Annotated in this window: 21 protein-coding genes; 12 read left to right on the top strand and 9 right to left on the bottom strand. The window is 66.5% G+C overall.

Annotated elements, in window-relative coordinates; genetic code table 11:
- Window position 1: 1 nt before the first annotated feature.
- The 9 genes from AC6H42_RS11655 to AC6H42_RS11615 form a co-directional block, all read right to left on the bottom strand.
- On the bottom strand, window positions 2-742 hold the full coding sequence (locus AC6H42_RS11655; RefSeq protein WP_497548095.1) for a hypothetical protein: 741 nt from the start codon (window positions 740-742) through the stop codon (window positions 2-4).
- Window positions 729-1,217, bottom strand: a complete 489-nt coding sequence (locus AC6H42_RS11650) for a hypothetical protein (protein ID WP_057154680.1) — start codon at window positions 1,215-1,217, stop codon at window positions 729-731. Before AC6H42_RS11650 ends, AC6H42_RS11655 begins: the two co-directional genes overlap by 14 nt.
- Window positions 1,214-1,885 (bottom strand): hypothetical protein, encoded by a 672-nt coding sequence (locus tag AC6H42_RS11645; RefSeq protein ID WP_497548094.1) that lies wholly within the window; start codon window positions 1,883-1,885, stop codon window positions 1,214-1,216. The genes AC6H42_RS11650 and AC6H42_RS11645 overlap by 4 nt, the downstream gene beginning before the upstream one ends.
- Window positions 1,882-3,447, bottom strand: coding sequence for a hypothetical protein (locus AC6H42_RS11640; protein WP_497548093.1), 1,566 nt, complete (start codon window positions 3,445-3,447; stop codon window positions 1,882-1,884). The genes AC6H42_RS11645 and AC6H42_RS11640 overlap by 4 nt, the downstream gene beginning before the upstream one ends.
- A gap of 7 nt (window positions 3,448-3,454) precedes the next feature.
- Window positions 3,455-4,663: a type II secretion system F family protein gene (locus AC6H42_RS11635; protein ID WP_057154678.1), complete on the bottom strand. Its 1,209-nt coding sequence runs from the start codon at window positions 4,661-4,663 to the stop codon at window positions 3,455-3,457.
- Entirely contained in the window at window positions 4,663-6,375 is a 1,713-nt protein-coding gene (locus AC6H42_RS11630) for a GspE/PulE family protein (RefSeq protein WP_057154677.1), read from the bottom strand. The genes AC6H42_RS11635 and AC6H42_RS11630 overlap by 1 nt, the downstream gene beginning before the upstream one ends.
- A gap of 2 nt (window positions 6,376-6,377) precedes the next feature.
- The gene (locus AC6H42_RS11625) at window positions 6,378-8,387 is read right to left on the bottom strand and encodes a tetratricopeptide repeat protein (RefSeq protein ID WP_057154676.1); all 2,010 of its coding nucleotides are present in this window, start codon (window positions 8,385-8,387) and stop codon (window positions 6,378-6,380) included.
- Entirely contained in the window at window positions 8,384-10,240 is a 1,857-nt protein-coding gene (mshL, locus tag AC6H42_RS11620; protein ID WP_497548092.1) for a pilus (MSHA type) biogenesis protein MshL, read from the bottom strand. The genes AC6H42_RS11625 and mshL overlap by 4 nt, the downstream gene beginning before the upstream one ends.
- Window positions 10,241-10,350: 110 nt before the next feature.
- Window positions 10,351-12,531 (bottom strand): ExeA family protein, encoded by a 2,181-nt coding sequence (locus AC6H42_RS11615; RefSeq protein WP_497548091.1) that lies wholly within the window; start codon window positions 12,529-12,531, stop codon window positions 10,351-10,353.
- Window positions 12,532-12,668: 137 nt separating this feature from the next.
- Here AC6H42_RS11615 and AC6H42_RS11610 point away from each other — a divergent pair, with 137 nt between their 5' ends.
- The 12 genes from AC6H42_RS11610 (at window position 12,669) to AC6H42_RS11555 (ending at window position 21,999) form a co-directional block, all read left to right on the top strand.
- Window positions 12,669-14,372 carry a GspE/PulE family protein gene (locus AC6H42_RS11610; RefSeq protein ID WP_057154673.1) on the top strand — a complete coding sequence of 568 codons (1,704 nt, stop codon included), beginning with the start codon at window positions 12,669-12,671 and terminating at the stop codon, window positions 14,370-14,372.
- A 1-nt stretch (window position 14,373) separates the two neighbouring features.
- On the top strand, window positions 14,374-15,600 hold the full coding sequence (locus tag AC6H42_RS11605; protein ID WP_057154672.1) for a type II secretion system F family protein: 1,227 nt from the start codon (window positions 14,374-14,376) through the stop codon (window positions 15,598-15,600).
- Window positions 15,600-16,145: a type II secretion system protein gene (locus AC6H42_RS11600; protein WP_057154671.1), complete on the top strand. Its 546-nt coding sequence runs from the start codon at window positions 15,600-15,602 to the stop codon at window positions 16,143-16,145. Before AC6H42_RS11605 ends, AC6H42_RS11600 begins: the two co-directional genes overlap by 1 nt.
- A 62-nt stretch (window positions 16,146-16,207) precedes the next feature.
- Window positions 16,208-16,669 carry a type II secretion system protein gene (locus AC6H42_RS11595; RefSeq protein ID WP_057154670.1) on the top strand — a complete coding sequence of 154 codons (462 nt, stop codon included), beginning with the start codon at window positions 16,208-16,210 and terminating at the stop codon, window positions 16,667-16,669.
- A gap of 22 nt (window positions 16,670-16,691) precedes the next feature.
- Window positions 16,692-17,237, top strand: coding sequence for a prepilin-type N-terminal cleavage/methylation domain-containing protein (locus AC6H42_RS11590; protein WP_497548090.1), 546 nt, complete (start codon window positions 16,692-16,694; stop codon window positions 17,235-17,237).
- Window positions 17,227-17,790: a prepilin-type N-terminal cleavage/methylation domain-containing protein gene (locus tag AC6H42_RS11585; RefSeq protein ID WP_497548089.1), complete on the top strand. Its 564-nt coding sequence runs from the start codon at window positions 17,227-17,229 to the stop codon at window positions 17,788-17,790. Before AC6H42_RS11590 ends, AC6H42_RS11585 begins: the two co-directional genes overlap by 11 nt.
- Entirely contained in the window at window positions 17,787-18,644 is an 858-nt protein-coding gene (locus tag AC6H42_RS11580) for a prepilin-type N-terminal cleavage/methylation domain-containing protein (protein ID WP_057154668.1), read from the top strand. Before AC6H42_RS11585 ends, AC6H42_RS11580 begins: the two co-directional genes overlap by 4 nt.
- On the top strand, window positions 18,641-19,090 hold the full coding sequence (locus AC6H42_RS11575; protein WP_057154667.1) for a hypothetical protein: 450 nt from the start codon (window positions 18,641-18,643) through the stop codon (window positions 19,088-19,090). The genes AC6H42_RS11580 and AC6H42_RS11575 overlap by 4 nt, the downstream gene beginning before the upstream one ends.
- A gap of 176 nt (window positions 19,091-19,266) precedes the next feature.
- Complete coding sequence (locus tag AC6H42_RS11570; protein WP_057154666.1) at window positions 19,267-20,211, top strand: type IV pilus biogenesis protein PilM; 945 nt, start codon at window positions 19,267-19,269, stop codon at window positions 20,209-20,211.
- Window positions 20,208-20,924: a hypothetical protein gene (locus tag AC6H42_RS11565; RefSeq protein ID WP_057154665.1), complete on the top strand. Its 717-nt coding sequence runs from the start codon at window positions 20,208-20,210 to the stop codon at window positions 20,922-20,924. The genes AC6H42_RS11570 and AC6H42_RS11565 overlap by 4 nt, the downstream gene beginning before the upstream one ends.
- The gene (locus AC6H42_RS11560; RefSeq protein WP_057154664.1) at window positions 20,921-21,661 is read left to right on the top strand and encodes a type II secretion system protein GspM; all 741 of its coding nucleotides are present in this window, start codon (window positions 20,921-20,923) and stop codon (window positions 21,659-21,661) included. Before AC6H42_RS11565 ends, AC6H42_RS11560 begins: the two co-directional genes overlap by 4 nt.
- Window positions 21,646-21,999, top strand: coding sequence for a hypothetical protein (locus AC6H42_RS11555; RefSeq protein ID WP_057154663.1), 354 nt, complete (start codon window positions 21,646-21,648; stop codon window positions 21,997-21,999). The genes AC6H42_RS11560 and AC6H42_RS11555 overlap by 16 nt, the downstream gene beginning before the upstream one ends.
- The last annotated feature ends 7 nt before the right edge of the window (window positions 22,000-22,006 follow it).

Genomic DNA, 22,006 nt, shown 5'->3' with positions numbered 1-22,006 from the left:
GTCAGTTGGGCAGGGTGCGGGCGGCGCGCATGCGGGCATACAGGGGTTGCAGCGTCAGCCAGGCAACCTGGTCGTCGAATTCGCCGCCGGGCGCGTTCGGGTCGCCGCTGGCGACGCGCGTGATGAAGTGCCTGCTGGCGCCTGCGTTGACGGCTTCGTCGTCGTTGAGCTGGCCCGGGTTGGCTTGCTCCACGCCTTCGGCCGAGGTGCCGTAGTTGTTTTTGCCGTGCGAGAGCACCACCAGCGCGGCGCAGCGGGTTTGTGCGGTGCAAGCCGTGCCGCCGGCCACGTAGCGCAGTTCGCCGTCCGCGCCGCGCTGCTGCACGGTGCGGGTGGCGGCAGCGCTGGCGGGCTGGTATTCATAGCTGGTGAATGCCGCTGTGACACTGTAACGCAGGCGCTTGCCCCAGGCGTCTTCGCCGGCCACGCCCAGCGCCACCCAGGGCAGGTAGCCGGTGCATAGCTCGTCGCTGGCGCAGGGCAGCGGCTGCTCGCGGCCGTCGGTGGCCGAGATGGCGGGGCGCGGCAGGCGGCCGTTGGCGGCGGCGAAGCCGGTCAGCGCATCGGTGGCCTGCGCCAGCAGCATCTGGGTGCGCTGCGCGCGGCGCGCTTCCACGGTGTTGGCGCCGAAGGCCGACATCAGCAGCGAGGAGCCGGCCAGCGCGAGCACGGCAAGCAGGATCAGCAGCACGGCGCCCTGCTGGCGCGGCGGCTCGCGACGCGGCCGCTTACTGGCCCGCATTGGTGATGGCGCCGGTGGCTTCGTCATAGCTTTGGCCAGGTTTCAGGGTGATGCGTTTGCCCGACGGCAGCTTGATCGACACGGACCGGTCCGGCAAGACCTGGCTGCCGCGCGCAGCCAGCGGGGCGTCGTTCAGCCAGACCGTGGTGGCGCCGTTGCTGCGCTGGACCACACCGTTCAGCAGCAGCGGCTCGGGCGGTGTGGCGGGCAGCGCGGCCGTGGCGGCTATTGCGGGCTGGCTTTCCACCGCGCTGCCGTCGCGGCGGGCGTCGAGCAGGGCGCGTTCCTGCGGCGTGGAGAACAGGCGGCCGAGATGGCGTGACTGTCCCGGCTGGGCGTGCGCCTCGGATGAGGCGGCGGATGCCGCCCACGATGGCGCGGCCACGGCCAGCCTCAGGGCCGGAGCCACCACGACGGCTAGCGTCACGGCTGCAGCCAGCGCAGCAGCGCCCGGGCGGGGTGTCAGGGGCGTCATTGCGGCCTCCATTGCTGGGCGATGCGCGGGGCGGGGGCCGGCGTGAGGGTGAGCCAGTTGAGGGTGCAGTCGGCGCTCAGCGTGGGCGCGAGCGGGGTGGGCAGCCCGCTGGCCGCGCGCTTGATGCTGCACTCCTGCGCGCTGTAGAAGCTGCGCTGGCGCAGGTCGTCCAGCAGCACGAACAGGTCGCCCTCGTGCAGCAGGTCCATGTGCAGATGCATGCGGCTGCCGTGCAGGCGGTAGCCGCCCAGTTCCATGCCGGCGCCCATCCGCACCGGCTGCTGCGGCTCCAGCTCGTAGCTGACCGGCATCAGCTTGCGCTGCTCCTGGATCTGGCGGATGGCATCCACCCAGTCGAGGCGGTTTTCCTGGCCGATCAGTCCGCGCTCGCGCAGCGCGGCGTACTGCGGCTGGTACAGGCGGATTTCACGCTTCTCGGTTTCGGCGTTGAACAGGCGGTCGCGCGCGGCGTTGCGCTTTTGCTGCGCCCAGGCCTGGAAGTCGCGCGCCTGGTGCCAGTACCAGCGGCTGGCGCTCACGGCGCCGATGGCCAGCGCCACGGTGAGCACGAAAGCGATTGCCTGCAGCCTTATCAGCGCGAACTCGCGCAGCCAGTATGGCAGGGTGGTTGCGCGCCTGGGCTTGGGTTTGCGGTTTGCGGGACTCATGGCGCCAGGCTCAGGTTGAGTACGAATTGGGCGGGCTTGCCCCCTGCCGCGGCGGTGCTGCCGCTAAGCTTGGCGCCCGGGCTGATGTCGAGCACGGTGCGTTCGATAGCCACCGTCAGCTTGGGATTGCGCGCCAGTTCCTGGGCGAAGGTGTTCATGCTGTCCACGATGCCGCGCGCGTTATTGCTCATCAGGGCCACCTCGGCCTCGACGCGCAAGGTTTGCGGCGGCTTGGACGGGATGCCCAGCACCCGCGCCGGGATCGGCACCGCGCCGGCGTCTGCGCCATTCGTTCCGCCGCCGGAAGCCGTGGCGGGCAGGCCGTCCGCCGCCACGCGCCAGTCCAGGCGCACCACCTGCACCTGCGGCACCTTGTCCAGCGCGGCGCTAAGCATGCCCATCATGTCGATCGGCGCCGGCGCCTGCGTGGCGAGCAGGCGTTCAATGGTGACCGCCGCTTTCATGTTGGCGGTCGGCGCCAGCGACGGCGGCATGTCGGACATGCTGACGCGGTAGCTGGCGTCGTAGCCTGCCGCCTCCCGGTTGAGGCGCTCGCCGTCGTCCTGGGCGCCGACGTAGGCCCACAGGTTCCCCGTGACCCACATCAGCGCGCAGATGGCGACTGCCGCGCTGGAGGCCATCAGCGCCCGCCGCACCCGCCACAGCCGGAAGTAGCGGCCTTCCTCGCCCAGCTTGTAGTGGCTGGCCGGACGGGTGCGTGCCAGCAGCTCCAGGAACATGGGATCGGCCAGCGGCGCGTCCTCGCTGGGCAAGCCGATGCCGGCCAGGCCGGCCGCGATCCCCAGCGGAATGAAGTGGTAGACCGTCTCCGGCCCGTTCTCGCACTGGCCGCTCCAGCGCTCCAGTTCCTGGTCTTGGGCGATCATTACCGAGTGCAGTTGCTCGCCGCGTTCCAGCAGGCGCACGCTAACCAGGAATTGCTGGGTACGGGCCGTTTCCACCCCGGCGTTGACGGCCGTGCCTTCCCGGTCCGCCGCCAGTGTCAGGCGGCTGAACTTGAGGCAGCCCTTGTGGAAATAGCTCTGGCGCACCCCGGCCGATTGCTGCGTCACCAGCAGCAGGTGTTCGTGCTCCCGCCCCACGCCCAGCCGGTCGGCCAGTTCCTCGCCCAGCAGCGGCACCGAATACACGCCGGCCAGCGGCGTTTTCAGTAGCTCGAGCGCTTCTGTCCAGGGCTGCAGCAGCGCGGGATTGGTCAGCGCCGAGCACAACACGATATCGTCGCGCCGGCCTTCCTCGGCGCGGCCCTGTATGGTGGCCTGGCGGTAAGGCGTTTCACGGTATTGCTGCAGCAGGCGCCGCTCCAGCAGGTTGCGGCCCGCCTTGCCGCCCACGTGCGGCAGCAGCAGGCGCTGGAAATCCTCCTCCACGACGTCGGCCAGCAGCAGCGCCGGCGCGCCCGGATGATGGTGTGCCAGGTAGTCCAGGAAGGCGTCCACCCCGGCGCGGGTCGCGGCGAAGCTGGCCGGGCCGGCCAGCCGCCCCGCCTCCCACCGCCAGGCGTCCAGTCTTTCGCTGCCAAGATAGAGCAGATGCTTCATGGTCGCTTCACAGTCTGATACTGCTGATGGTGTCGTAAATCGGGCCCAGCACCGACAGCATGATCCAGCCCAGCATCAGGCCCAGGGTCACCGTCATGGCCGGTTCTATCATCGCTTGGGCGCGCTCTATCATTTCCTTCACTTCGCGGTCGTAGAAGTAGCTGGCGTTGTGCAGCGCGCGGTCCAGCGCGCCGGTGGCTTCGCCCACTTTCAGCATGCGGATCACCAGCGGCGGGAAGATGCCGGTGTTCTGGAACGCCGCCGTGACGCTGTGGCCCTCGGAAATGAGCTGCGCCGCGCGCCGCAGCCCGGCCGCCACCACGCGGTTGCCGACAATGCCTTCGGACAGCCGCAGGCACTCCAGGATGGTGATGCCGGAGGCGTACATCAGCGCGAAAAAGGTGGCAAAACGCGCCAGGATAATCTTGTGCAGCACCGGGCCCACCAGCCAGATGCGCAGCTTGAACGCGTCGAAAGCATAGCGCGCCCGCTCGCTGCGGCCCAGCCAGATGCGCAAGCCCACCCAGGCCAGCACCGGCAGCAGCAAGATGGCGTACCAGAACTGGATGAACACGCCGGACAGGGCGATCAGCGCGCGCGTGTGCAGCGGCAGCTCGTTGCCCATGTTCTTGATGAAGGCGGTCAATTGCGGCACCAGGTAAATCATCAAGAAGAAGGTTACGCCCAGCACCACCACCGCCACCACCGCCGGGTAGGTGACAATCTTGCGGGTGCGCGCGGCCAGTTCGTCCTGCCACTTCAGGCTGTCCGACAGATTCTTGAACACCTCGGCCACCTTGCCGCTTTGCTCGCCGGCGTGGATCAGGCTGGTAAATGTGTGGTCGAACACTTCCGGGTGCGCAGCCAGCGCGTCCGACAGCTGCAGGCCGCCTTCGATGCTCTCGATCAGCGCGGTCAGCACCTCGCGAAAGCGCGGGTGCTGCTCCATGCTCTCGCGCAGGTCGTCCAGGCCTTCCAGGATGGGCACGCCGGCGCCGGTCATCTGCTCCATGTGGAAGCAGAAGTTGATCAGGTCGGCGCGCGTGATGGCGCGCCGGCCCAGCACCAGCAGCTTGTCGCGCGTGACCGTGTAATCGATCAGGTCCAGCTCCATGCGGCCCAGGCGCAGCTCCAGGTCCGGCACGTTGGCCGCGTCCATATTGCCCGGCAGGACCTGGCCGGTGTTGTCCATCGCCGTGTACAGATAGTGCGGCATCAGCTCAGCCTGTCCGTCAGATCGACCACGCGCGACACTTCCTCCAGCGTGGTCACGCCTTCCAGCACGCGCCGCATGCCGTCGTCCACCAGGGTCTTGAAGCCGGCCGATTTCGCCGCGTTGCGCAACTCGCGCGCCGAGGCGCGGCGGCCGATCAGCTCATCGAGCTCGGCGTTCATCTTCAGCAGCTCCATGATGGCCAGGCGGCCCTTGTAGCCCTGGTGCGCGCAGCGCTCGCAGCCCACCGCGCGGTACAGCCGGGTGGGACTGTCGCCGCGCGCGTCCTCGGGCAGGCCGAGCAGGCGGCGCTCCACGGCGTCGGCCGTGAACGGCTCGCGGCAGTGCGGGCACAGGCGCCGCACCAGGCGCTGCGCGATCACGCCGATGATGTTGCCGGCCATGACGTCGGGCACGATGCCGATGTCGAGCAGGCGCGACACGGAGCCGATGGCCGAGTTGGTGTGCAGGGTGGAATAGACCTGGTGGCCGGTCATGGCGGCGGCGAAGGCCATTTCGGCGGTTTCCCTGTCCCGCACCTCGCCCACCAGGATCACGTCCGGGTCCTGCCGCATCATGGAGCGGATGCCGTCGGCGAAGCCCATCTTGGCGGACTCGTTCACCGAAGTCTGGCGGATCATGTTCATCGGGTATTCCACCGGGTCTTCCAGCGTCATGATATTGACGCTTTCGGTGTTGATGTGGTTCAGGATGGAATACAGCGTGGTGGTCTTGCCGCTGCCGGTGGGGCCGGTCACCAGGATCACCCCGTCCGGGCGGGCGATCATCAGCTTGAGCAGGGTCAGCTCGGCCTCGTCCAGGCCCAGGCCGTCCAGCGGCACGATGCCTTTCTGGCGGTCCAGCACCCGCAGCACCAGGTTCTCGCCGTGCGTGGTGGGCTGGGCCGAGGCGCGGAAGTCGATCTGGCGGCCGGAAAACTTGATCGAGATGCGGCCGTCCTGCGGCGCGCGCGTTTCGGCAATGTTCATATTGCTGATCACCTTGAGCCGCACCGCCATGGCCGGCCAGTAGGATTTGTGCAGGCTGCGGATCTGGCGCAGGATGCCGTCGATGCGGTAGCGGATGCGCAGGAAGCTCTGCTCGGGCTCGAAGTGGATGTCCGAGGCGCCGTTTTGCACCGCGTCGGCCAGCAGCGCGTCGATCAGGCGCACCATGGGCTGGCTGTATTCGTCGCTCGTCGTGCCCAGGCTGGCGTAGTTCACCTCGCCCGTTTCGATCTCGTGCAGGATGCCGTCGATGGACAGCTCGAAGCCGTAGTACTGGTCGATGGCGCGCTGGATGTCGGACTCGTTGGCCAGCATTGGCGTGATGGTGATGCCCTGCACCAGCATGGCGTTGATCTGGTCCAGCGCCACGATGTTGCTGGTGTCGGACATGGCCAGCACCAGGTTGTCGATGTCGCGCTGGTAGACGATGGGGAACACGCGGTAGCGCTTGGCCACTTCCTTGGGGATCAGCTTGAGGGCGATGGCGTCCACCACCAGGCTGTTCAGGTCGGCGCTTGGCGTGTGCAGGTTTTCGCTGAGCGCCTCGCGCATGGTCGCTTCGGTGACGAAGCCGAGCGCGATCATCATCTTGCCCAGCGGCTCGCCGCTGCGTTTCTGCTCGATAAGGGCGATGCGCAGCTGGTCTTCGCTGATGACGCCTTTCTGGATCAGCAGCTTGCCGAGGGGGATTTTCGGGGTGTCGGGCATGGTCAGTTCGGCTCCGCCAGCTGGCGCATGCGCGCGCGCACCGCCTCGCTGTCGAAACCGGCCGGACCGGCCTGGGACAGCGCCAGCGCGCGCTGGTAATAAGTAAGGGCCAGCTTGGGCTGGTTCAGGCGGTCCAGGCCCACGGCCAGGTTGAAGGCGTAGTCCGGATTGTCCGGGCTGGCGCTGTAGGCGCGGAAATAGGCTTGCTGGGCGTCGGTCCAGCGCGACTGGCGCGAATACAGGTTGCCCAGGGCGAACTGGAGCGGCGCCGAGTCCGGCGACTTGCGCAACAGCTCCTTGAGGCGCCGCTCGGACTGTCCGGTGTCGCCGGGACGCAGGCTGAGCATGCCGGCCAGCGCTTCCGGGTCGCTCGGGTCCAGCTCCAGCAGGCGCATATAGCTTGCCGAAGCCAGCGCGGCGTCGTTGCGGCGCTGGGCCACGGCGGCGCTGCCCAGCAGGGCGTCGCGGCTGTTCGGATCCTGCCGCAGGGCGGCGGCGTACTGGTCGGCAGCGGTAGGCAGGTCGCCGTCGAGCAGGGCCCGGTAGCCGTACTGCAGCGCCGGATCGATGCGTGGCGCGTTGCTGCGGCGGCTCACTTTGATGTCGCTGCTTGCCCAGGACGCGTCCGCCGGGCGTGTGCCGGCGCCTCCAGCAGGGCTGGCAGCCGATGCGCTGGACCAGCCCGCAGCCGGGGCGCTGGCTGGTCCGCCTTGCAGCGCGCCGCCTTGTCCGGCGACGCCGGCAGCCGGTGCTGCGGCGGCGGCAAATGGCGGCGGCGTGCCGCTTTGCTGGCCGGCCTGCATCTGCATGGCCCGTTCGATCTCTTCGGGGGTGGCCATCACGGTATTGGCGGCAGGCGCCGCATTGCGTGCCGATCCCAGCATGGAACTCGACCCGGAAGGTCCGCGCGCGGCGCCGCCTTGCGATGCCAGTGGCGCATAAGAAGGCGGTGGCGCGGCCAGCGGCGCACCCGCATGGTCTCCGCCGGGCGCCTGTCCGGGCGACACGCCTTGCTGCTCCAGCGGTGCCGGGCCGGCCAGCGTGCCGGCGGTGCTTCCCGGCGTCCCCGGCGCGCCGCCCGGGGGCACGACGACGGTGCCGCTTTTGGCGCCTGCGGCGTCGGGCGGCGGCATCGGCACCATGGGCAGATGGGCGCCTGGGCCGGGCACCGACGTGGCGCGCCAGTATAGATAGCCGAACAGTGCGACCACCAGCAGCAGGATGCCGCTTAGCACGGCAAGCCGGATGCGTGCCGGGTCCCAGCCCACCTTGTCTTCTGCCGTCGTGGCGCGCGCGGCCGCTGCCGCACGGGCCCTGGCCGCTGCGCCTGAGGCAGGTGCGGGCCTGGCCGTGGCGCCCGCCGCCGGCTTGCCGGCCTCGCCGCCGCCCAATGCACTGCCGTGCGCTATGCCACTGTGCGCTACTCCGCCGTTCGCTGTACCGGCGTCCGCTGCCATGCCGCCCGCCGTATCCCCTGCCGGCCGGCCTGCGGGCGAATTGAAGTGGTCAGAGATGCGCTGGCCGCCGCCTTGGCGGCGGTCTCCGACGCGCGCGTCCGGTCTGCCGGCGGCCGCAAGCGCGGCTGCCGGCGAGGGCGGCTGCAGGCCGGTGTCGGCCCAGGCGGCCTGCGCCGGGCCGGCAGGCTGCAAAGCCTGCGGCAACGGCGCCGCCTGCGCCGGTTTGTCCTGCAAGTCCTGCAAACTGAGTTCGCTGCGGGTGGTCCGCGCGCCGCCCACGCGGGCCTGCGGTGGCGTCGGGTCGTGCGGTGCTTCCTCGGCCGGCGTCAGGGCCGGGATCTGCTCCGCTTCGGTTTCGGGCATCAGCGGTTCATCCAGCGGCGCCAGGGAAAATTCCGCCGCGCGCGGATGAAGCTGTTCCGGCGTCAAGTCCTGCGGCGTCAGCGCCAGCACGCCGTCAAACGCCTCGGACGGCTTCTCCGCAGCCTCTTCGTCCGGCAGGCTGTTCTGTTTGGAGCGCTCGGCCTTCTTGAGCGCCTGCATCAGCAAGCTCATAGCCCACCAGCCTTGCCCGCCACTGGCGGCTCCGTGTAGGCGGGCGAGGGCATGGATGCCTGGCCCGGCAGCAGGTAGCGGTAGTCCTTGTAGTCCCCGTTCACGCTGGCGTCCTTCACCACCACGGGGCGCATGAAGATCACCAGTTCCGTCTTGCTGGCCTTCTCGTTGCGGTAGGAGAACAGGTTGCCGACCACCGGCAGCGTGCTCAGCAGAGGTACGCCGTCCTTCGCGTTATCGACCGAATCCTGCATCAGCCCGCCCATGACCGCCACCTGGCCGTTGCTGATCTTCATGATCGACTCCAGTTCGCGCGCCTGGATCACCGGCACCTCGCTGCGCACCCCGTTCTCCTGCAGCGCCGGATTCGGGTCCCGCACGTAGCCGACGATGCGCGTGATGGTGGGGCGCACGTTCAAGGTGACTTCGTCACTGTCCGCGATCTGCGGCGTCACGCTCATCACGAAGCCCACCGGCACGGTCTGCAAGGTGGACTCATAGGTGGCCGGCGCCGTCACCGTGCCGGTAGAGTTAAGCACGGCGGGCGTGACCTTGATGGTGAAGAACACATTGTTGTCCACCACTTTCAGCATCGCGGTCTGGTTGTTCAATACGCTGATCTTCGGACTGGACAGCACTTTGACCTTGCCGAACGACTCCAGCAGCTGGATCGTGGCCGTGAGGTTGCCGGGGTTCAGGTAGTTCAGCACGAACATGCCGGGCGTGGTGCCGGGCGTGATACCGGTGGGCAGCGGCGTGTTGCCCACCTGGCCCTGGTTCATGCTCAAGCGCCCGTTCAGGCCGGACCAGTTGATGCCTTGCTGGTACTGATCGCCCAGCTTGACCTCGATAATCGTGGCCTCGATCAGCACTTGCCGCTTGGCGCTGTTGACCACCAGGTCGAGGAACTCCTGGATCTTCTCGTGCTGGCGCGCGGTGGCGCGCACCGCGATCAGCCCGCTCTCGGGATTGACCACGATGGACGGATCGTTGCGGGTGCGCCCGCGTTGCGAGAAGGGCATGGCGTTGTCGCCGAAGGGCTGCGGCGCCGCGCTCATCGGCGCGATGGCGCCCTGGCCGGAGCCCTGCGTCCCTGCTCCGCCCTGCAGGGCGGCTTGCTGGCTTTGCGCCTGGGCCGCCATCTGCGCCAGCGGGTCCACTTGCGTGTCGCCCAGCGTGGATGCGCGCAGCATGTCGCGGATGTTCTTCTCCAGGCTGTACCAGAAATTGTTGTCCGAGCGGTTGGCCACCGAGGTGGTCGAATTGTTGTTGCCGCTGGTGGGGCCGCCGGCGCCTGCCGGAGCCGACGCCGTGGCGGCACCGACCGGATTGCTGCTCTGGCCCGCCGGGCCGCCGCCGGTGGTTGAAATCTGCGTGGCGATGTTGACGCTGCTGCTGGTGCTGCGCGCCACGTTGACGTAATCGACCTTGTAGTTGCGCCATTCCGGCGAGTCCGGCAGCACCACCAGGTTGCTGCCTTCGATCTCGTAGCGCATGTCGACCTGGCGCGCGATGCGGCCCAGCAGTTGCGGCAGGGTCTGGTCCAGCGCGTTCAGCGTGACGGTGCCGTCAATGGCGGGATGGATGTCCACGTTCATGCCCGCGTCGCGTGCCAGCGCGAACAGCAGCGACTGCACCGGCACCTTGTGCACGGTAACGCTGTAGGTCTCGACCCTGGCAGACGGCTTGGGCGGCGGCGGCAAGGCGCTCTGGCGCACGGGTTCGGGAATGGCGCCGGCCACGCGCGGCGTGTCGGCGATGTGGGCAGGCGACACCGGCAACTGCGGCGTGGCGCAGCCGGTGATCAGGAGGACGCAGGCAACCGGTATCAACGGAGCGGCGAGTTGTTTCATGTGCGGAACGCCCCAGGCAAGCGAAATATTGTAATTTTGAAACGTCAACCAGCATCATCTAACAAAAACAACAACAGGGGCGCACGGTTCAATTTCCGCGCGTTAATAGTTCAGCTTGCCTGTTTTCCCGGGCTGACCTTGTCTGCCGCCTTGCCTGCCGCCTTGGCTACCGCCTGGCGGATGCCCTTGATGGTACGGATTTTGTGGTGAGTGCCGGAACGTTCGGCAAGCTCGGCCTGGACTTCCATGACCTTTTTTGCGGAAGCGAAACTGCCGTACACGATGGCGATGCGGCGCTCGCCGTTGATGAGCATGGGGTAGCTATGGACCTCGCTCAGGCCGATGGCAGCGCGGGTGTCGGCGAGGAATTTCTCGGCGCGCGCAGACTCGCTGGCGGGGAAGTTTGCGATCTGGACGCAGAAATTGTTGTCCGGCTCGTCGCGCAGCCAGGTTTTGCTGGCCGCCAGGGATTGTTTCAACAATCCCGGCTTGCTGGGCGGCGCAGCAGGTTGCGCCGGCCGCGAGGGCGCTGATGGCCGTGCAGCCGGACTGACCGCCGGGGGGGCGTCCGGGATGGCAGCCGGATTTGCGTCCGGCGGTAGCGCCATTTGAACCGGTGGCTGCGCGGACGCGGCGACTGCGTTGGTGGCGGCCGCTGGCTGTGCTGCTTCCACCGCGGCCGCAATGCTGGCCGGAGCGATGGCCGGACGGAACAGGAAGGCAGCGGTGGCAACCCCGGCGACCGCCAGCATCGCGCCACTGATGACCAGCATGTTGCGCTTCAGGGGATGATTCCTTGGCGGTGATGTTTGCGCAAAAGCGGCTTGCAGGGTGGCGGCCGCGTCGTACTGCGGTGCCGGGGGGAGCGCCGCAGGCTCGGGTGCAGGCGGCTGTGCGGGAATCGGGGCGGCATCGTCGAGCAGTTGGGCCTGTGATGGTTCAGTCGACAGCTGCGCGGCTTGGGGGGCGCCAAAGGCCGGGGAAGAGGCGTCTTCGGCGAAGAGCCGGGCCTGGGCTGCAATCGGTGCGGGCGGCTGAGCGCTCCGAGTGCTGGTTGCGGCGCTGGCGGCGTCGCCCAGCCGCACCACTGGTTCCTGCGCTGCGAACGCGCCCAGGGCGATAGGGGCAAGCGCCGGCGGCAAGTCCGCAGCGGAGGCCGCGTCATCGTCGGTCTGGGTGCTTTCTGCTAGCGTGTTATCGCCGGGGCCTGTGGCCGGGGCCACGCTGGCCGACGCCTGGATCCCTTCAACTGCGAGCTCGTCCGGGGATGCGGCTAGCTGCTGTGTTCTGTCCAGGGGGCACGCGTCAAGACTTGCGTCGGCTGGCGGCGCATCCGTGGCCGCAGGATTTTCTCGGCCCGGGGCGTCAGCCGCTTCAACCGGTTCTGGCGAGACAGGTGCTGACGGTATTGGCGGCGCGGGGTGGGCTGGTACGCCTTTGATGGCGTCGCGCACGTGGAACATGGCGACGGCGGGGGCGCTGGCTTGTGCGGCGACGCTCAGCGACTTGTCCGCCAGCGCAATGAGCGCGCGCAAGTCCGCGCCGGCGGTGCGGGCAATAAGCTTGGCTGCGTCCAGCTGGAACAGCGCGCCGTCGGCGTGCCCAGCCATGCGCAGGCGATGTGCCAGCAGTTCGGGGACCAGCTCGGAGGGCAGGGGGGGCAGCACAAAGCTGAGCGTGATGCGCTCGCGCAGTTGGCGCAGCCGCGGCTGGCGCAGCACGTTGCTCAGTTCGGGCGTCCCCAGCAGCACAACCGGCAGCAAGTTGTTCGCGCCGTCATTCAGATTGGTGAGTTGACGCAGCGTTTCCAGCGTGTCCGCAGGCAGCAGCTGCGACTCTTCCACCAGCAGCACCGCCCGCCTGCCGGCAGCGCGTTCGGCCGCCAGATGGCTGTACAGCATCCGCATCACCTCGTCGTTGCGCATGCCGCCCGGCGCCAAGCCGAGCTGGCGGGCTATACCGCAGACCGCGTCCTGGGCGGACAGGGGAAACGAGCCCGTGCCGGGACCTCCGGCCCCGGACCGTGGCGCCTGCTGTGCAAAAACCGTCTGGCCCAGCAGCACTGTTTGAACGGGCGGCACCGATTGCGCCAGGCGCTCCGCCAGCACGCCGCACAGCATGGTCTTGCCGCTGCCGGCCTCACCGGTCACTTTAATGACGCCGTCGCCCAGCCTGAGCGCGTATTGCAAAGCCCCCAGCAACTCGCGCCGCGCCGCATCCTCAAAGTGGAAAGCGGGGGCGGGAGCGCGGTTGAAAGGCGGGCGGGGCAGGTGAAAGTGGTCGAGGGCCATAAACGTCGCGTGCTGTATGGATGAGCACTGTAGCAAATATCGGACTGGTTTAGCCAGTAGGCACCACATATTACTCGTAGAAACGGCCTGATCTGGCATAAAATGGCCGCGACCATTGTGTAACGTCTGGAGTGTGTATGGCTCGGCCCGAAAAAGTCCGTTTAGGTGAAATCCTGGTGCAGCAAAAGCTGCTGACGGAGGAACAACTCGGACTGGCGCTGGCCGAACAGAAGCGCAGCGGCCGCAAACTCGGCCGGGTGTTCATCGAAAGCAGCTACGTTACCGAGGAGCAGATCGCCGGGGCGCTGGCGCGCCAGCTCAACATCCCCTACATCAACCTCAAGTTCTACAACATCAACCCGGAAGTGGTGCGCCTGCTGCCGGAAACCCAGGCCCGCCGCTTCCGCGCATTGGTGCTGGAGGACCGCAAGGGCTCGCTGCTGGTCGGCATCGCCGACCCCACCGACCTGTTCGCCTACGACGAAATCGCCCGCCTGGTGCATCAGAACATCGAGCTGGCCGTGGTCAACGAGACCGAGGTGCTGGCCGCCATTGACCGTATCTACCGCCGCACCGAGGACATTACCGACCTGGCGCGCGAGCTGGAGCAGGACCTGGGCGACGTGTCGGTGGACTTCGGCGCGTTGGCCGCCAACCCCGGCCTGGAAGAGGCGCCCATCGTCAAGCTGCTGCAGTCGGTGTTCGACGACGCCACCCAGGTGCGGGCTTCCGACATCCACATCGAGCCGCAGGAAAGCCGGCTGCAGATCCGCTTCCGCATCGACGGCGTGCTGCACCTGCAGACCGAGGCCGACATCAAGATCGCCCCCGCGCTGGCGCTGCGCCTGAAGCTGATGTCGGACCTGGACATCTCCGAAAAGCGCCTGCCGCAGGACGGCCGCTTCGCCGTGCGCGTGAAGAACCAGCGCATCGACGTGCGTATTTCGACCATGCCGACGCAGTACGGCGAGTCGGTGGTGATGCGTCTGCTGAACCAGGGCGGCATCAACTTGCGCCTGGACGCGATCGGCATGCCGCGCGGCATACTGGAGAAGTTCCGCGCCATCGTGCAGCGCCCCAACGGCCTGGTGCTGGTGACTGGCCCCACCGGCTCCGGCAAGACCACCACCTTATATAGTGCGTTGGCCGAGCTGAACTCGGTGGAGAAGAAACTGATCACCGTGGAAGACCCGGTGGAGTACCGCCTGCCCGGCATCAACCAGGTGCAGGTGAACGACAAGATCGAACTGAACTTCGCGCGCGTGCTGCGTTCCGCGCTGCGCCAGGACCCGGACATCGTACTGGTGGGCGAGATGCGCGACCAGGAAACCGCCCAGATCGGCCTGCGCGCTGCGATGACCGGCCACCTGGTGCTGTCCACGCTGCACACCAACGACGCCGCCAGCACCCCGCTGCGCCTGATGGACATGGGCGTGCCGCGCTACATGGTGGGCAGCTCGCTGCAGGCCGTGCTGGCGCAGCGCCTGGTGCGCGTCATCTGCGAGAGCTGCACCACGCAATACACGCCCACGCCCACCGAGCACGAATGGCTGCGCCTGGAGTTGAACGACAAGGTGGACATGGCGCGCTACTTCCACGGCAAGGGCTGCTCGCACTGCAACGGCATGGGCTATCGCGGCCGTACCGGCGTGTACGAACTGCTGGAGATGACCCAGGCGGTGGTGGATGCGTCGCACCACCATGACACCAGCCATTTCATGAAGGTGGCGCACGCGCAGATGCGCGGCGAAACGCTGCGCCGGCATGCGGTGCACCTGGTGATCCAGGGCCGCACCACCATCGCTGAAGCCATGCGCATCAGCAACCAGTACGAGGAGTGACGTGCCATTCTTCGCCTATAAGGGCCGCAATGCGCGCGGCGAACTGTTGCAGGGGGTGCTGGAGGGCGCCGACAGCAATGCCGTGGCCGACCAGCTGTTCGGCACCGGCGTCACGCCGGTGGAGATCACCCTCACGCGGCAGGCCGTCAGCAAGGATGGCGAGAACTGGTGGACCCGGCTCACTGAGAAAAAGGTGACCTCGCTCGACGTGCAACTGTTCAGCCGCCAGATCTATACCTTGCTCAAGTCCGGCGTGCCCATCATGCGCGGGCTGGCGGGCTTGCAGGAATCGGCCATCAGCAAGTCGTTCGGGCGTGTCATCAAGGATTTGCGCGAGTCGCTGGACGCGGGCCGCGAACTGTCGGCCGCCATGCGGCGCCATCCTGAAGTGTTCAACAACTTTTACCTGTCCATGGTGAAAGTCGGCGAAATGACCGGCCGGCTGGACGAAGTATTCCTGCGCCTGTTCGACCACCTGGAATTCGACCGGGAGATGAAGAACCGGGTGAAGAGTGCCACGCGCTATCCGACGTTTGTCATTATCGCCATGACGCTGGCCATGATTATCGTCAACATCTTTGTCATTCCCCAATTTCAAAAGGTCTTCGAGAGCTTCCGTGCCGAGTTGCCACTGATGACGCGCATCTTAATAGGCACGTCAAAATTCACCGTCGATTATTGGCCGGCATTGCTGATCGCGGCAGTGGCGGGCTTCCTGGCTGCCCGCGCCTGGGTCGGGACGCCCAACGGGCGCTTCAGCTGGGACAAGGCCAAGCTGCGTTTCCCTATCGCCGGAAAAATTGTGCACAAGGCTACGATGGCACGGTTTGCGCGCAGCTTTGCGTTATCCAGCCGTAGCGGAGTGCCTATCGTGCAGGCGCTGACAGTGGTGTCTCAGACTGTCGATAATGCCTATTTGTCGTCGCGGGTTGAGCAAATGCGCGACAGCGTGGAGCGCGGCGACAGCATTCTGCGCACGTCCATAGCGGCGGGGGTATTCACGCCGGTGGTGCTGCAGATGATCGCGGTCGGCGAAGAGTCGGGCGCGCTGGACGATTTGATGGACGAGATCGCCGAAATGTATGAGCGCGAGGTCGACTACGAATTGAAAACCCTGGCATCCCAGATCGAACCGATCATGATCACCTTCCTGGGCGCCATGGTGCTGGTGCTGGCCCTGGGTATCTTTCTGCCGATCTGGAACCTGGGGCAAGCGGCGCTGCATTAATGTCTAAACCGCGCCAGTTCAGGATTCGTGTAGCGTCGCCGCAACGGTTGCACGCGAGAGGGTTTAGCCTGCTTGAGCTGGGTGTTGTTGCGATTATTTTCAGTGTGCTGGCGGCTGTGCTGCTACAGCGGTTGGCTTTTTATCAGGACCAGGCGGAACGGGCCGGCGCGCAATTATTGGTGGCAAATATGCGTAGCGCCTTATACGGCAAGGTTCTCGAGGCGGCAGTGCAGCAAGATAATGCTCAACTCGCCCGGTTAGCGGGCATGAACCCGGTTGGGCTGCTGAAACGATTACCCGAAAACTACAAAGGTGAGCTTGATGCTTTGACAGCAAATCGTCTCGAGCCGGGTTACTGGTATTTCATTCGGGACAAGCGCATGCTTGTCTATGTGTTCAGTGGGGAAAAAAGTTTTCCTATGGATTCAAATTTGCGCTGGTATTTCAAGGTAGAATTCAGCCGCTTGCCCACAAAAAACGCCAAGCCGGATGGAGCGCATGACCAGAATGGCAGCGTAGCCCTGATTCAAGTTGACGGAAGCTGAGGTCGTTATACATACTGACTGCAGGCCGTCACAATTTCTTTCAGACTAAGTTGGAGTAATAAATGCAAAACAAACAATTGGCTTCGTTGCGTGGTGGCGCTCAAGCAGGTTTTACCCTGATTGAACTGATCGTCGTTATTGTGATTCTGGGCATTCTGGCCGCCACGGCGTTGCCGAAGTTTGCTGACATGGGGGCAGATGCGCGTCGTGCCAAACTGATGGGCGCGCGTGGTGCTGTTGCCAGCGCGGCGTCGCTCGTGCATGGCCGTTGGCTGGTAACCGGCAGCGGGGTGGCCGGTAACGTGACAATGGAGGGTACGACCGTTGTGGCCGCCAATGCCCAAGGCTACCCAACCTTCGGCGCAATTGCAGATGCTGCGGGCTTGTCGACCAACGAGTACAACATTGTTGCGACTGCCGATCCGGTAACGATTTCGGTCGATGTCGCAAATGCCGGGACCTGCTTCTTTACCTACACGGCTTCGACTGGCGCGGTCAGTGCGGCCACCACCTCCAAGTGCTAGTCTGACCAACGACGCGCAGGCTGTGGCTTTGCCACGCGGCGTCGCCCAACTGCCTGGCCATCCGGCCAGGCAGTTTGGGTTTACGCTGGTTGAACTGATCATCGTCATGGTAGTGATAGGTGTGCTGGGCGCCGTCGCGGCGCCGCGCTTCTTTCAGCGCCAGGGTTTCGACGCCGTCGCTTATGCCGACCAGGTACGCAGTGTGATCCGTTACGGGCAGAAGCTGGCGATCGCGCAGAACCGCAACGTGTTTGTGCGGCTGGACGGCGCCAGCGTGGCGTTGTGCTACGACGCTCCTGGCACCTGCGCGCAGCGGGTGCAGCCGGCCAGCGGCGCCAATTCCGGCAGCAGTGCCACGCTGCAGCGCTGCGGCAATGCCACTGCCTGGGCCTGCGAGGGCGTGCCTTCCGGCCTGAGCATCACTGCCCATCCCAACTTCTTCTTCGACCCTTCCGGCGAGCCGTTCCTGGCCGCAGGCGGCAGCCTTCCCACGCAGACGGTTGCCGTCACCGGCGATGGCTTGAACCACAACGTCATCGTCACCACCCAAACCGGCTATGTCTATTAACCGGCGCCAGCGCGGCTTGACCATGATCGAGCTGATCATTTTCATCGTCATCGTCGGCGTGGCCGTGGTCGGCATCCTGCAAGTGCTCACGCTGAATACGCGCAGCAGCGCCGACCCGGCCCGCCGCAAGCAGGCCATGGCGATTGCCGAGGGCCTGATGGAAGAGGTGCGGCAGGCGGCTTTTACCTGGTGCGACTTCAGCGATCCGCTGGTCGAGGAAGCTGCGGGCCCGGCAGGCTGCACCACCCGGGCGGAAGGCCCGGGACCGGAACCGGGCGCAGTGCGGCCGTTCGACAATGTGAACGACTACGGCAGCGCCAACGGCGCGCCGGTGCCGTACACCACCGATGTCACCGGCAATGCTTTCCCTGCCGGCTACAACGCGACCGTCACCGTGGCCAGCCAGGCGCTGGCGACAGTGCCGGCCGGCAGCGCGCTGCGCATCACTGTCAGCGTAGCGTACGGCACCGAAAGCGTGGTGCTGGAAAGCTACCGTACCCGCTACGCGCCGAACAGTACGCCGATCAGCCCCAAATCGGTGGGCTTGCCATGAAGCGGCGGCACTTCAATCGGCGCGCGCGCGGTTTCACGCTGGTGGAAGCCATTATCGTGATCGTCATCACGGGTATCGTGGCGGGCATGGTGGCGGTGTTCATCCGGGCGCCTGTGCAGAGCTATGTCGATACGGCGGCGCGCGCTGAGCTGAGCGACACGGCCGACCTGGTGCTGCGCCGCATGAGCCGCGAGTTGCGCCTGGCGCTGCCGAACTCCATGCTGCTGTCGAACGATGGGCGCTCCATCGGCTTCCTGCTGACCAGCACCGGCGGCCGCTATATCGACGAAACCGATAATCCGGTTGCCGGCGTGTTGCCGCTCAGTTTCACCAACACTGCCGCGACGACCTTTCATATGGCGGGCGCTGCGCCGGTTGGCCGCGAGGCCATCGTGCCGGGCAACTTTATCGTGGTCTACAACCTCGGCCGCAGTCAGGCGCCTGCCGACGCCTACAGCATGCGCAACGTGGCGCGTGTGACGGCCGTCAACGGCACGCTGATCACGATGAATGCGAATCCCTTCGCCAATGAAAATCCGGTCATGCCGTCGCCCGATCACCGGTTCCAGGTAGTGACCGGCGCCGTTACCTACCAGTGCGGGCTGCCGGCCGGTGGCGGCGAGGGCACGCTGACGCGTTTCTTCAGCAACCAGATACCGTTGAACGCCGATGTGCCGGCCCCGGTGGCGGGCACCGGCCAGCTGATGGCTGGCATGGTGGCCGCGTGCGAGTTCCGCGCCACGCAGCTGGCCACCGTGCAGGCGGCGCTGGTTACCATCACGCTCACGCTGCGCCATCGCAACGGCGAACAAGTCACCCTGGTGCGCCAGGTCCACGTGGACAACACGCCATGACATTCAAATTCCATCGTGCGATACGGCGCAGGCTGCAGGCCGGCGTCAGCCTGGTAACTGCCATCTTCCTGCTGGTGGTGCTGTCCGCATTGGGAGCGGCCATCGTCTCGCTGTCCGCCGGCCAGCAGGTCAGTTCGGCGCTGGACCTGACAGGGACGCGCGCCTACGAGGCGGCACGCTCGGGCGTTGAGGTGGGACTGTTCCAGAACACGCAAGCCGGGCAATGCGCGCCGCAGGTGTCGCTGGTGCCGCCCGCGCCCACGATGGCCGCCTTTACCGTGACGGTGCGCTGCGTCGTCAACCAGACTGCCAACTTGCCAGGCGGCTTGCCGCAAGTAACGGTCATCACGGCCACCGCTTGCAACCAGCCGGCCAACAATGCCTGCCCGAACCCCGCGCCGACTTCGCCGGACTATGTGCAGCGCGTGGTCACCGTGCAGTTCTGAGCGGCCGATGCCGGGCGCGCCTGTCGTGTCCCGGCAATTTTTGTCTCCATTCGGCAAAAAGCAGCCGAAAGTTGTTTCAAGGGGCCAAATATCGCCTCGCCGGGTCAGGAATCTTGAATATAATCAAGCCACTGCGACGGTTTGTGAATGCATCGCTAAATCATTGAGACGGTTTTATGATTTTTTGGGGTAAAGCGAAGAAGAAAGAGGGCTGGCTGGCCATTGCGCTGTACGCCGATGGCGTGCTGGCTGCGCTCGTCGAGCGCCGCCGCGATGCCAAACCCGTCGTGCAGATGGCGTTGTTCGTGCAGGGTAGCCGCGACCAGGCCGGCGCCGCCCTGGCGCGCTTGCACAAGGACATGAACACGGCCCAATACCAGTGCTCCAGCCTGCTTGGCATGGGCGAGTACCAGCTGCTGATGCTGGAGGCGCCGAACGTGCCCGCCGAGGAAATGAAGACGGCGGTGAGCTGGCGCCTGAAGGACATGATCGACTTCCCCGTCGCCGACGCCACCGTGGACGTGGTCGAGGTGCCGGTGGCCAGGAACGGCCCGGCGCACAACCACCAGTGCTTCGCGGTGGCGGCGCGCAATAGCCTGATCGAACCGCGCCAGCATCTGTTCGCCGACCACAAGGTCGGCCTGTCGGCGATCGACATCCCGGAAATGGCGCAGCGGAATATCTCGGCTTTGCTGGAGCCCGAAGGGCGCGGCGTGGCCATGCTGTCGTTCGACCTGGACGGCGGCCTGCTGACGGTCACCTTCGGCGGCGAGTTGTACCTGGCGCGCCGCATGGACGTGACGCTGGCACAGCTGCTGGGCGGCGACCGCGACAAGGTGCAGCAATTGCACGATCGCATCACGCTTGAATTGCAGCGCTCACTGGACCACTTCGAGCGCCAGTTCAGCTATGTGGCCGTGTCCAAGCTGGTGCTGGCGCCGACCGGCAGCCCCGCGCTGCACGAGTACCTGGCGCGCAATCTGTACCTGCCGGTGGAAGTGCTGGATCTGGATAGCGTGCTGGATCTGGACAAGGTGCCGGAATTGCGCGACGCGGCGCAGCAGGCGCGCTACTTCATGACGCTGGGCGCGGCGCTGCGCGACGAAGGAGCCAGCTCGTGAGCCAGCAGATCAATCTGTTCAACCCGCGCTTCCTCAAGCAGAAGAATTACTTCTCCGCCGCTGCGCTCGCCGCCGTGCTGGGTGTGGTGCTGGTGGGCGGCCTGGCAGCAGGCATGGTGGCGCGCCAGCGCGCTGCGGCCCTGGAGACGCGCGCGGCCGACGTGAAGAGCGAGCTGGCGGCGCGCGAAGCGCGCAAGGCCGCTGCCGCCACCGAATTGGCGCCGCGCCAGCGCAGCACGTCGGTGCAGCAGGAACTGGAGCAGGCGGAGGCAGAGAGCCGCGCGCTGCTGGGCGTGTCGGCCATACTGGACAAGGGCGAGTTCGGCAATACGCGCGGCTACTCGGCCTATTTCAAGGCATTCGCGCGCAGCCGCGTGAGCGGCTTGTGGCTGACGGGTGTGCAGATCGTCGGCGCCGGCAATGAAATCGGCTTGCAGGGACGCACTTTGCAGGCCAGCCTGCTGCCCGGCTACCTGAACGGCTTGTCGCGCGAGCCGGTGTTGAAGGGCACCACCTTCGGCCATCTGGAAATGGCGCAGCCCAAGCCGGCAGAGACGGCGCAGGGTGGGCAGGGCGGACAGCGTGCCCCTGCGCTGAGCCCGCTACCGCCGGGCGCGGCACCGGCGAACGCCGCAGTCCCGGCCGCCGTTGCGCCGTACATCGAATTCAGCCTGCAAGCCTTGCCGGCCGGCGCCAAGACGGAGGGCATATGAAGCAGCAATGGTTGAAACTGGCTGCCCGCGTGGAAGCGCTGAGCTTGCGCGAGCGGCTGATGGCGTGCGGCGCCGCCGCCGCCGCGCTGCTGTTCATTCTCTACACCATCATGATCGAGCCGGCCCTGGCGCGCGAGAAGTCGCTGCACGCCGTAATCGACCAGCAGCGGCAGCAGATCGCGGCCATAGATGTCGAGCTGGCGCAGCGCCAGGCGCTGGCGTTGATCGATCCCGACCAGGCCAGCAAGGCGCGCCTGGCGAAGCTCAAGGCTGAGAACGACACCATGCGCAAGGCGCTGCGCACCGTGCAAAAAGGCTTGGTGGCGCCGGAAAAGATCAGCCAGATGCTGGAACAGTTGCTGCAGGGTGGCAAGCTGAAGCTGGTGTCGCTGAAGACCTTGCCGCCACGCGGCATGAGCGATGGCCGCTTTTCCGAGCCGGAAGCGGGCGCCATGCCGGGCCTGCTCCAGGCCGCGCCTCCGCCGGCCCAGGCCGGCGCTGCCGGCGGGAAAGCGCCGGACCCGGCCGCCCAGCAGGAATTGTTGTACCGCCATGGCGTGCAACTGGAACTGCAAGGCAGCTACCTGGACATGGTGAGCTATATGGAAGCGCTGGAACGCATGCCGTCCCAGCTGTTCTGGGGCAAGGCCACGCTGGAAGCGCAGGAATACCCGAAGGCGCGCCTGACGCTGACGCTGTACACACTGAGCCTGGACACCAAATGGATATCGCTGTGAAGACCCGTGCCGCCATCCTCGCCTGCGTCCTGGCCGGGACCGCCGTCGGCGGCGCCGCGCAGGCGCAGACCCTGTCCGATCCGACCAGGCCGCCGGCAGTGCTGGGCGTGCCGGGCGGAGCTGGCGAGGGCGAGGCCGGCAACCCGGCTGCGCCGCAGCTGCAATCCATCCTGGTGTCGCGCGAACCAGGCGGGCGCCGCGTCGCGGTGATTAATGGCGAAATGGTGCGGCAGGGAATGAAATTCGGCGACGCCATCGTTGAGCGGGTGGGCGAGACGGAAGTGGTGCTGCGCCGGGGCAAATCCCGTGAAACGCTGAAGTTGTTCGCGAAACCATAATGCATAT

Source organism: Massilia sp. NBRC 108631, assembly GCF_059704565.1.
The sequence above is the reverse complement of the archived record's forward strand: the minus strand, read 5'-3'. Positions and strand labels throughout refer to the sequence as shown.

Excerpts from the sequence above, each read along its gene's own strand:
- AC6H42_RS11650 (WP_057154680.1), bottom strand. The coding sequence starts at position 1,217 with ATGACGCCCCTGACACCCCGCCCGGGCGCTGCTGCGCTGGCTGCAGCC.
- AC6H42_RS11600 (WP_057154671.1), top strand. The coding sequence starts at position 15,600 with ATGTCTAAACCGCGCCAGTTCAGGATTCGTGTAGCGTCGCCGCAACGG.
- AC6H42_RS11630 (WP_057154677.1), bottom strand. The coding sequence starts at position 6,375 with ATGCCCGACACCCCGAAAATCCCCCTCGGCAAGCTGCTGATCCAGAAA.
- AC6H42_RS11615 (WP_497548091.1), bottom strand. The coding sequence starts at position 12,531 with ATGGCCCTCGACCACTTTCACCTGCCCCGCCCGCCTTTCAACCGCGCT.
- AC6H42_RS11570 (WP_057154666.1), top strand. The coding sequence starts at position 19,267 with ATGATTTTTTGGGGTAAAGCGAAGAAGAAAGAGGGCTGGCTGGCCATT.
- AC6H42_RS11645 (WP_497548094.1), bottom strand. The coding sequence starts at position 1,885 with ATGAGTCCCGCAAACCGCAAACCCAAGCCCAGGCGCGCAACCACCCTG.
- AC6H42_RS11610 (WP_057154673.1), top strand. The coding sequence starts at position 12,669 with ATGGCTCGGCCCGAAAAAGTCCGTTTAGGTGAAATCCTGGTGCAGCAA.
- AC6H42_RS11580 (WP_057154668.1), top strand. The coding sequence starts at position 17,787 with ATGAAGCGGCGGCACTTCAATCGGCGCGCGCGCGGTTTCACGCTGGTG.
- AC6H42_RS11655 (WP_497548095.1), bottom strand. The coding sequence starts at position 742 with ATGCGGGCCAGTAAGCGGCCGCGTCGCGAGCCGCCGCGCCAGCAGGGC.
- AC6H42_RS11640 (WP_497548093.1), bottom strand. The coding sequence starts at position 3,447 with ATGAAGCATCTGCTCTATCTTGGCAGCGAAAGACTGGACGCCTGGCGG.
- AC6H42_RS11555 (WP_057154663.1), top strand. The coding sequence starts at position 21,646 with ATGGATATCGCTGTGAAGACCCGTGCCGCCATCCTCGCCTGCGTCCTG.
- AC6H42_RS11595 (WP_057154670.1), top strand. The coding sequence starts at position 16,208 with ATGCAAAACAAACAATTGGCTTCGTTGCGTGGTGGCGCTCAAGCAGGT.
- AC6H42_RS11560 (WP_057154664.1), top strand. The coding sequence starts at position 20,921 with ATGAAGCAGCAATGGTTGAAACTGGCTGCCCGCGTGGAAGCGCTGAGC.
- AC6H42_RS11575 (WP_057154667.1), top strand. The coding sequence starts at position 18,641 with ATGACATTCAAATTCCATCGTGCGATACGGCGCAGGCTGCAGGCCGGC.
- AC6H42_RS11625 (WP_057154676.1), bottom strand. The coding sequence starts at position 8,387 with ATGAGCTTGCTGATGCAGGCGCTCAAGAAGGCCGAGCGCTCCAAACAG.
- AC6H42_RS11635 (WP_057154678.1), bottom strand. The coding sequence starts at position 4,663 with ATGCCGCACTATCTGTACACGGCGATGGACAACACCGGCCAGGTCCTG.
- AC6H42_RS11585 (WP_497548089.1), top strand. The coding sequence starts at position 17,227 with ATGTCTATTAACCGGCGCCAGCGCGGCTTGACCATGATCGAGCTGATC.
- mshL (WP_497548092.1), bottom strand. The coding sequence starts at position 10,240 with ATGAAACAACTCGCCGCTCCGTTGATACCGGTTGCCTGCGTCCTCCTG.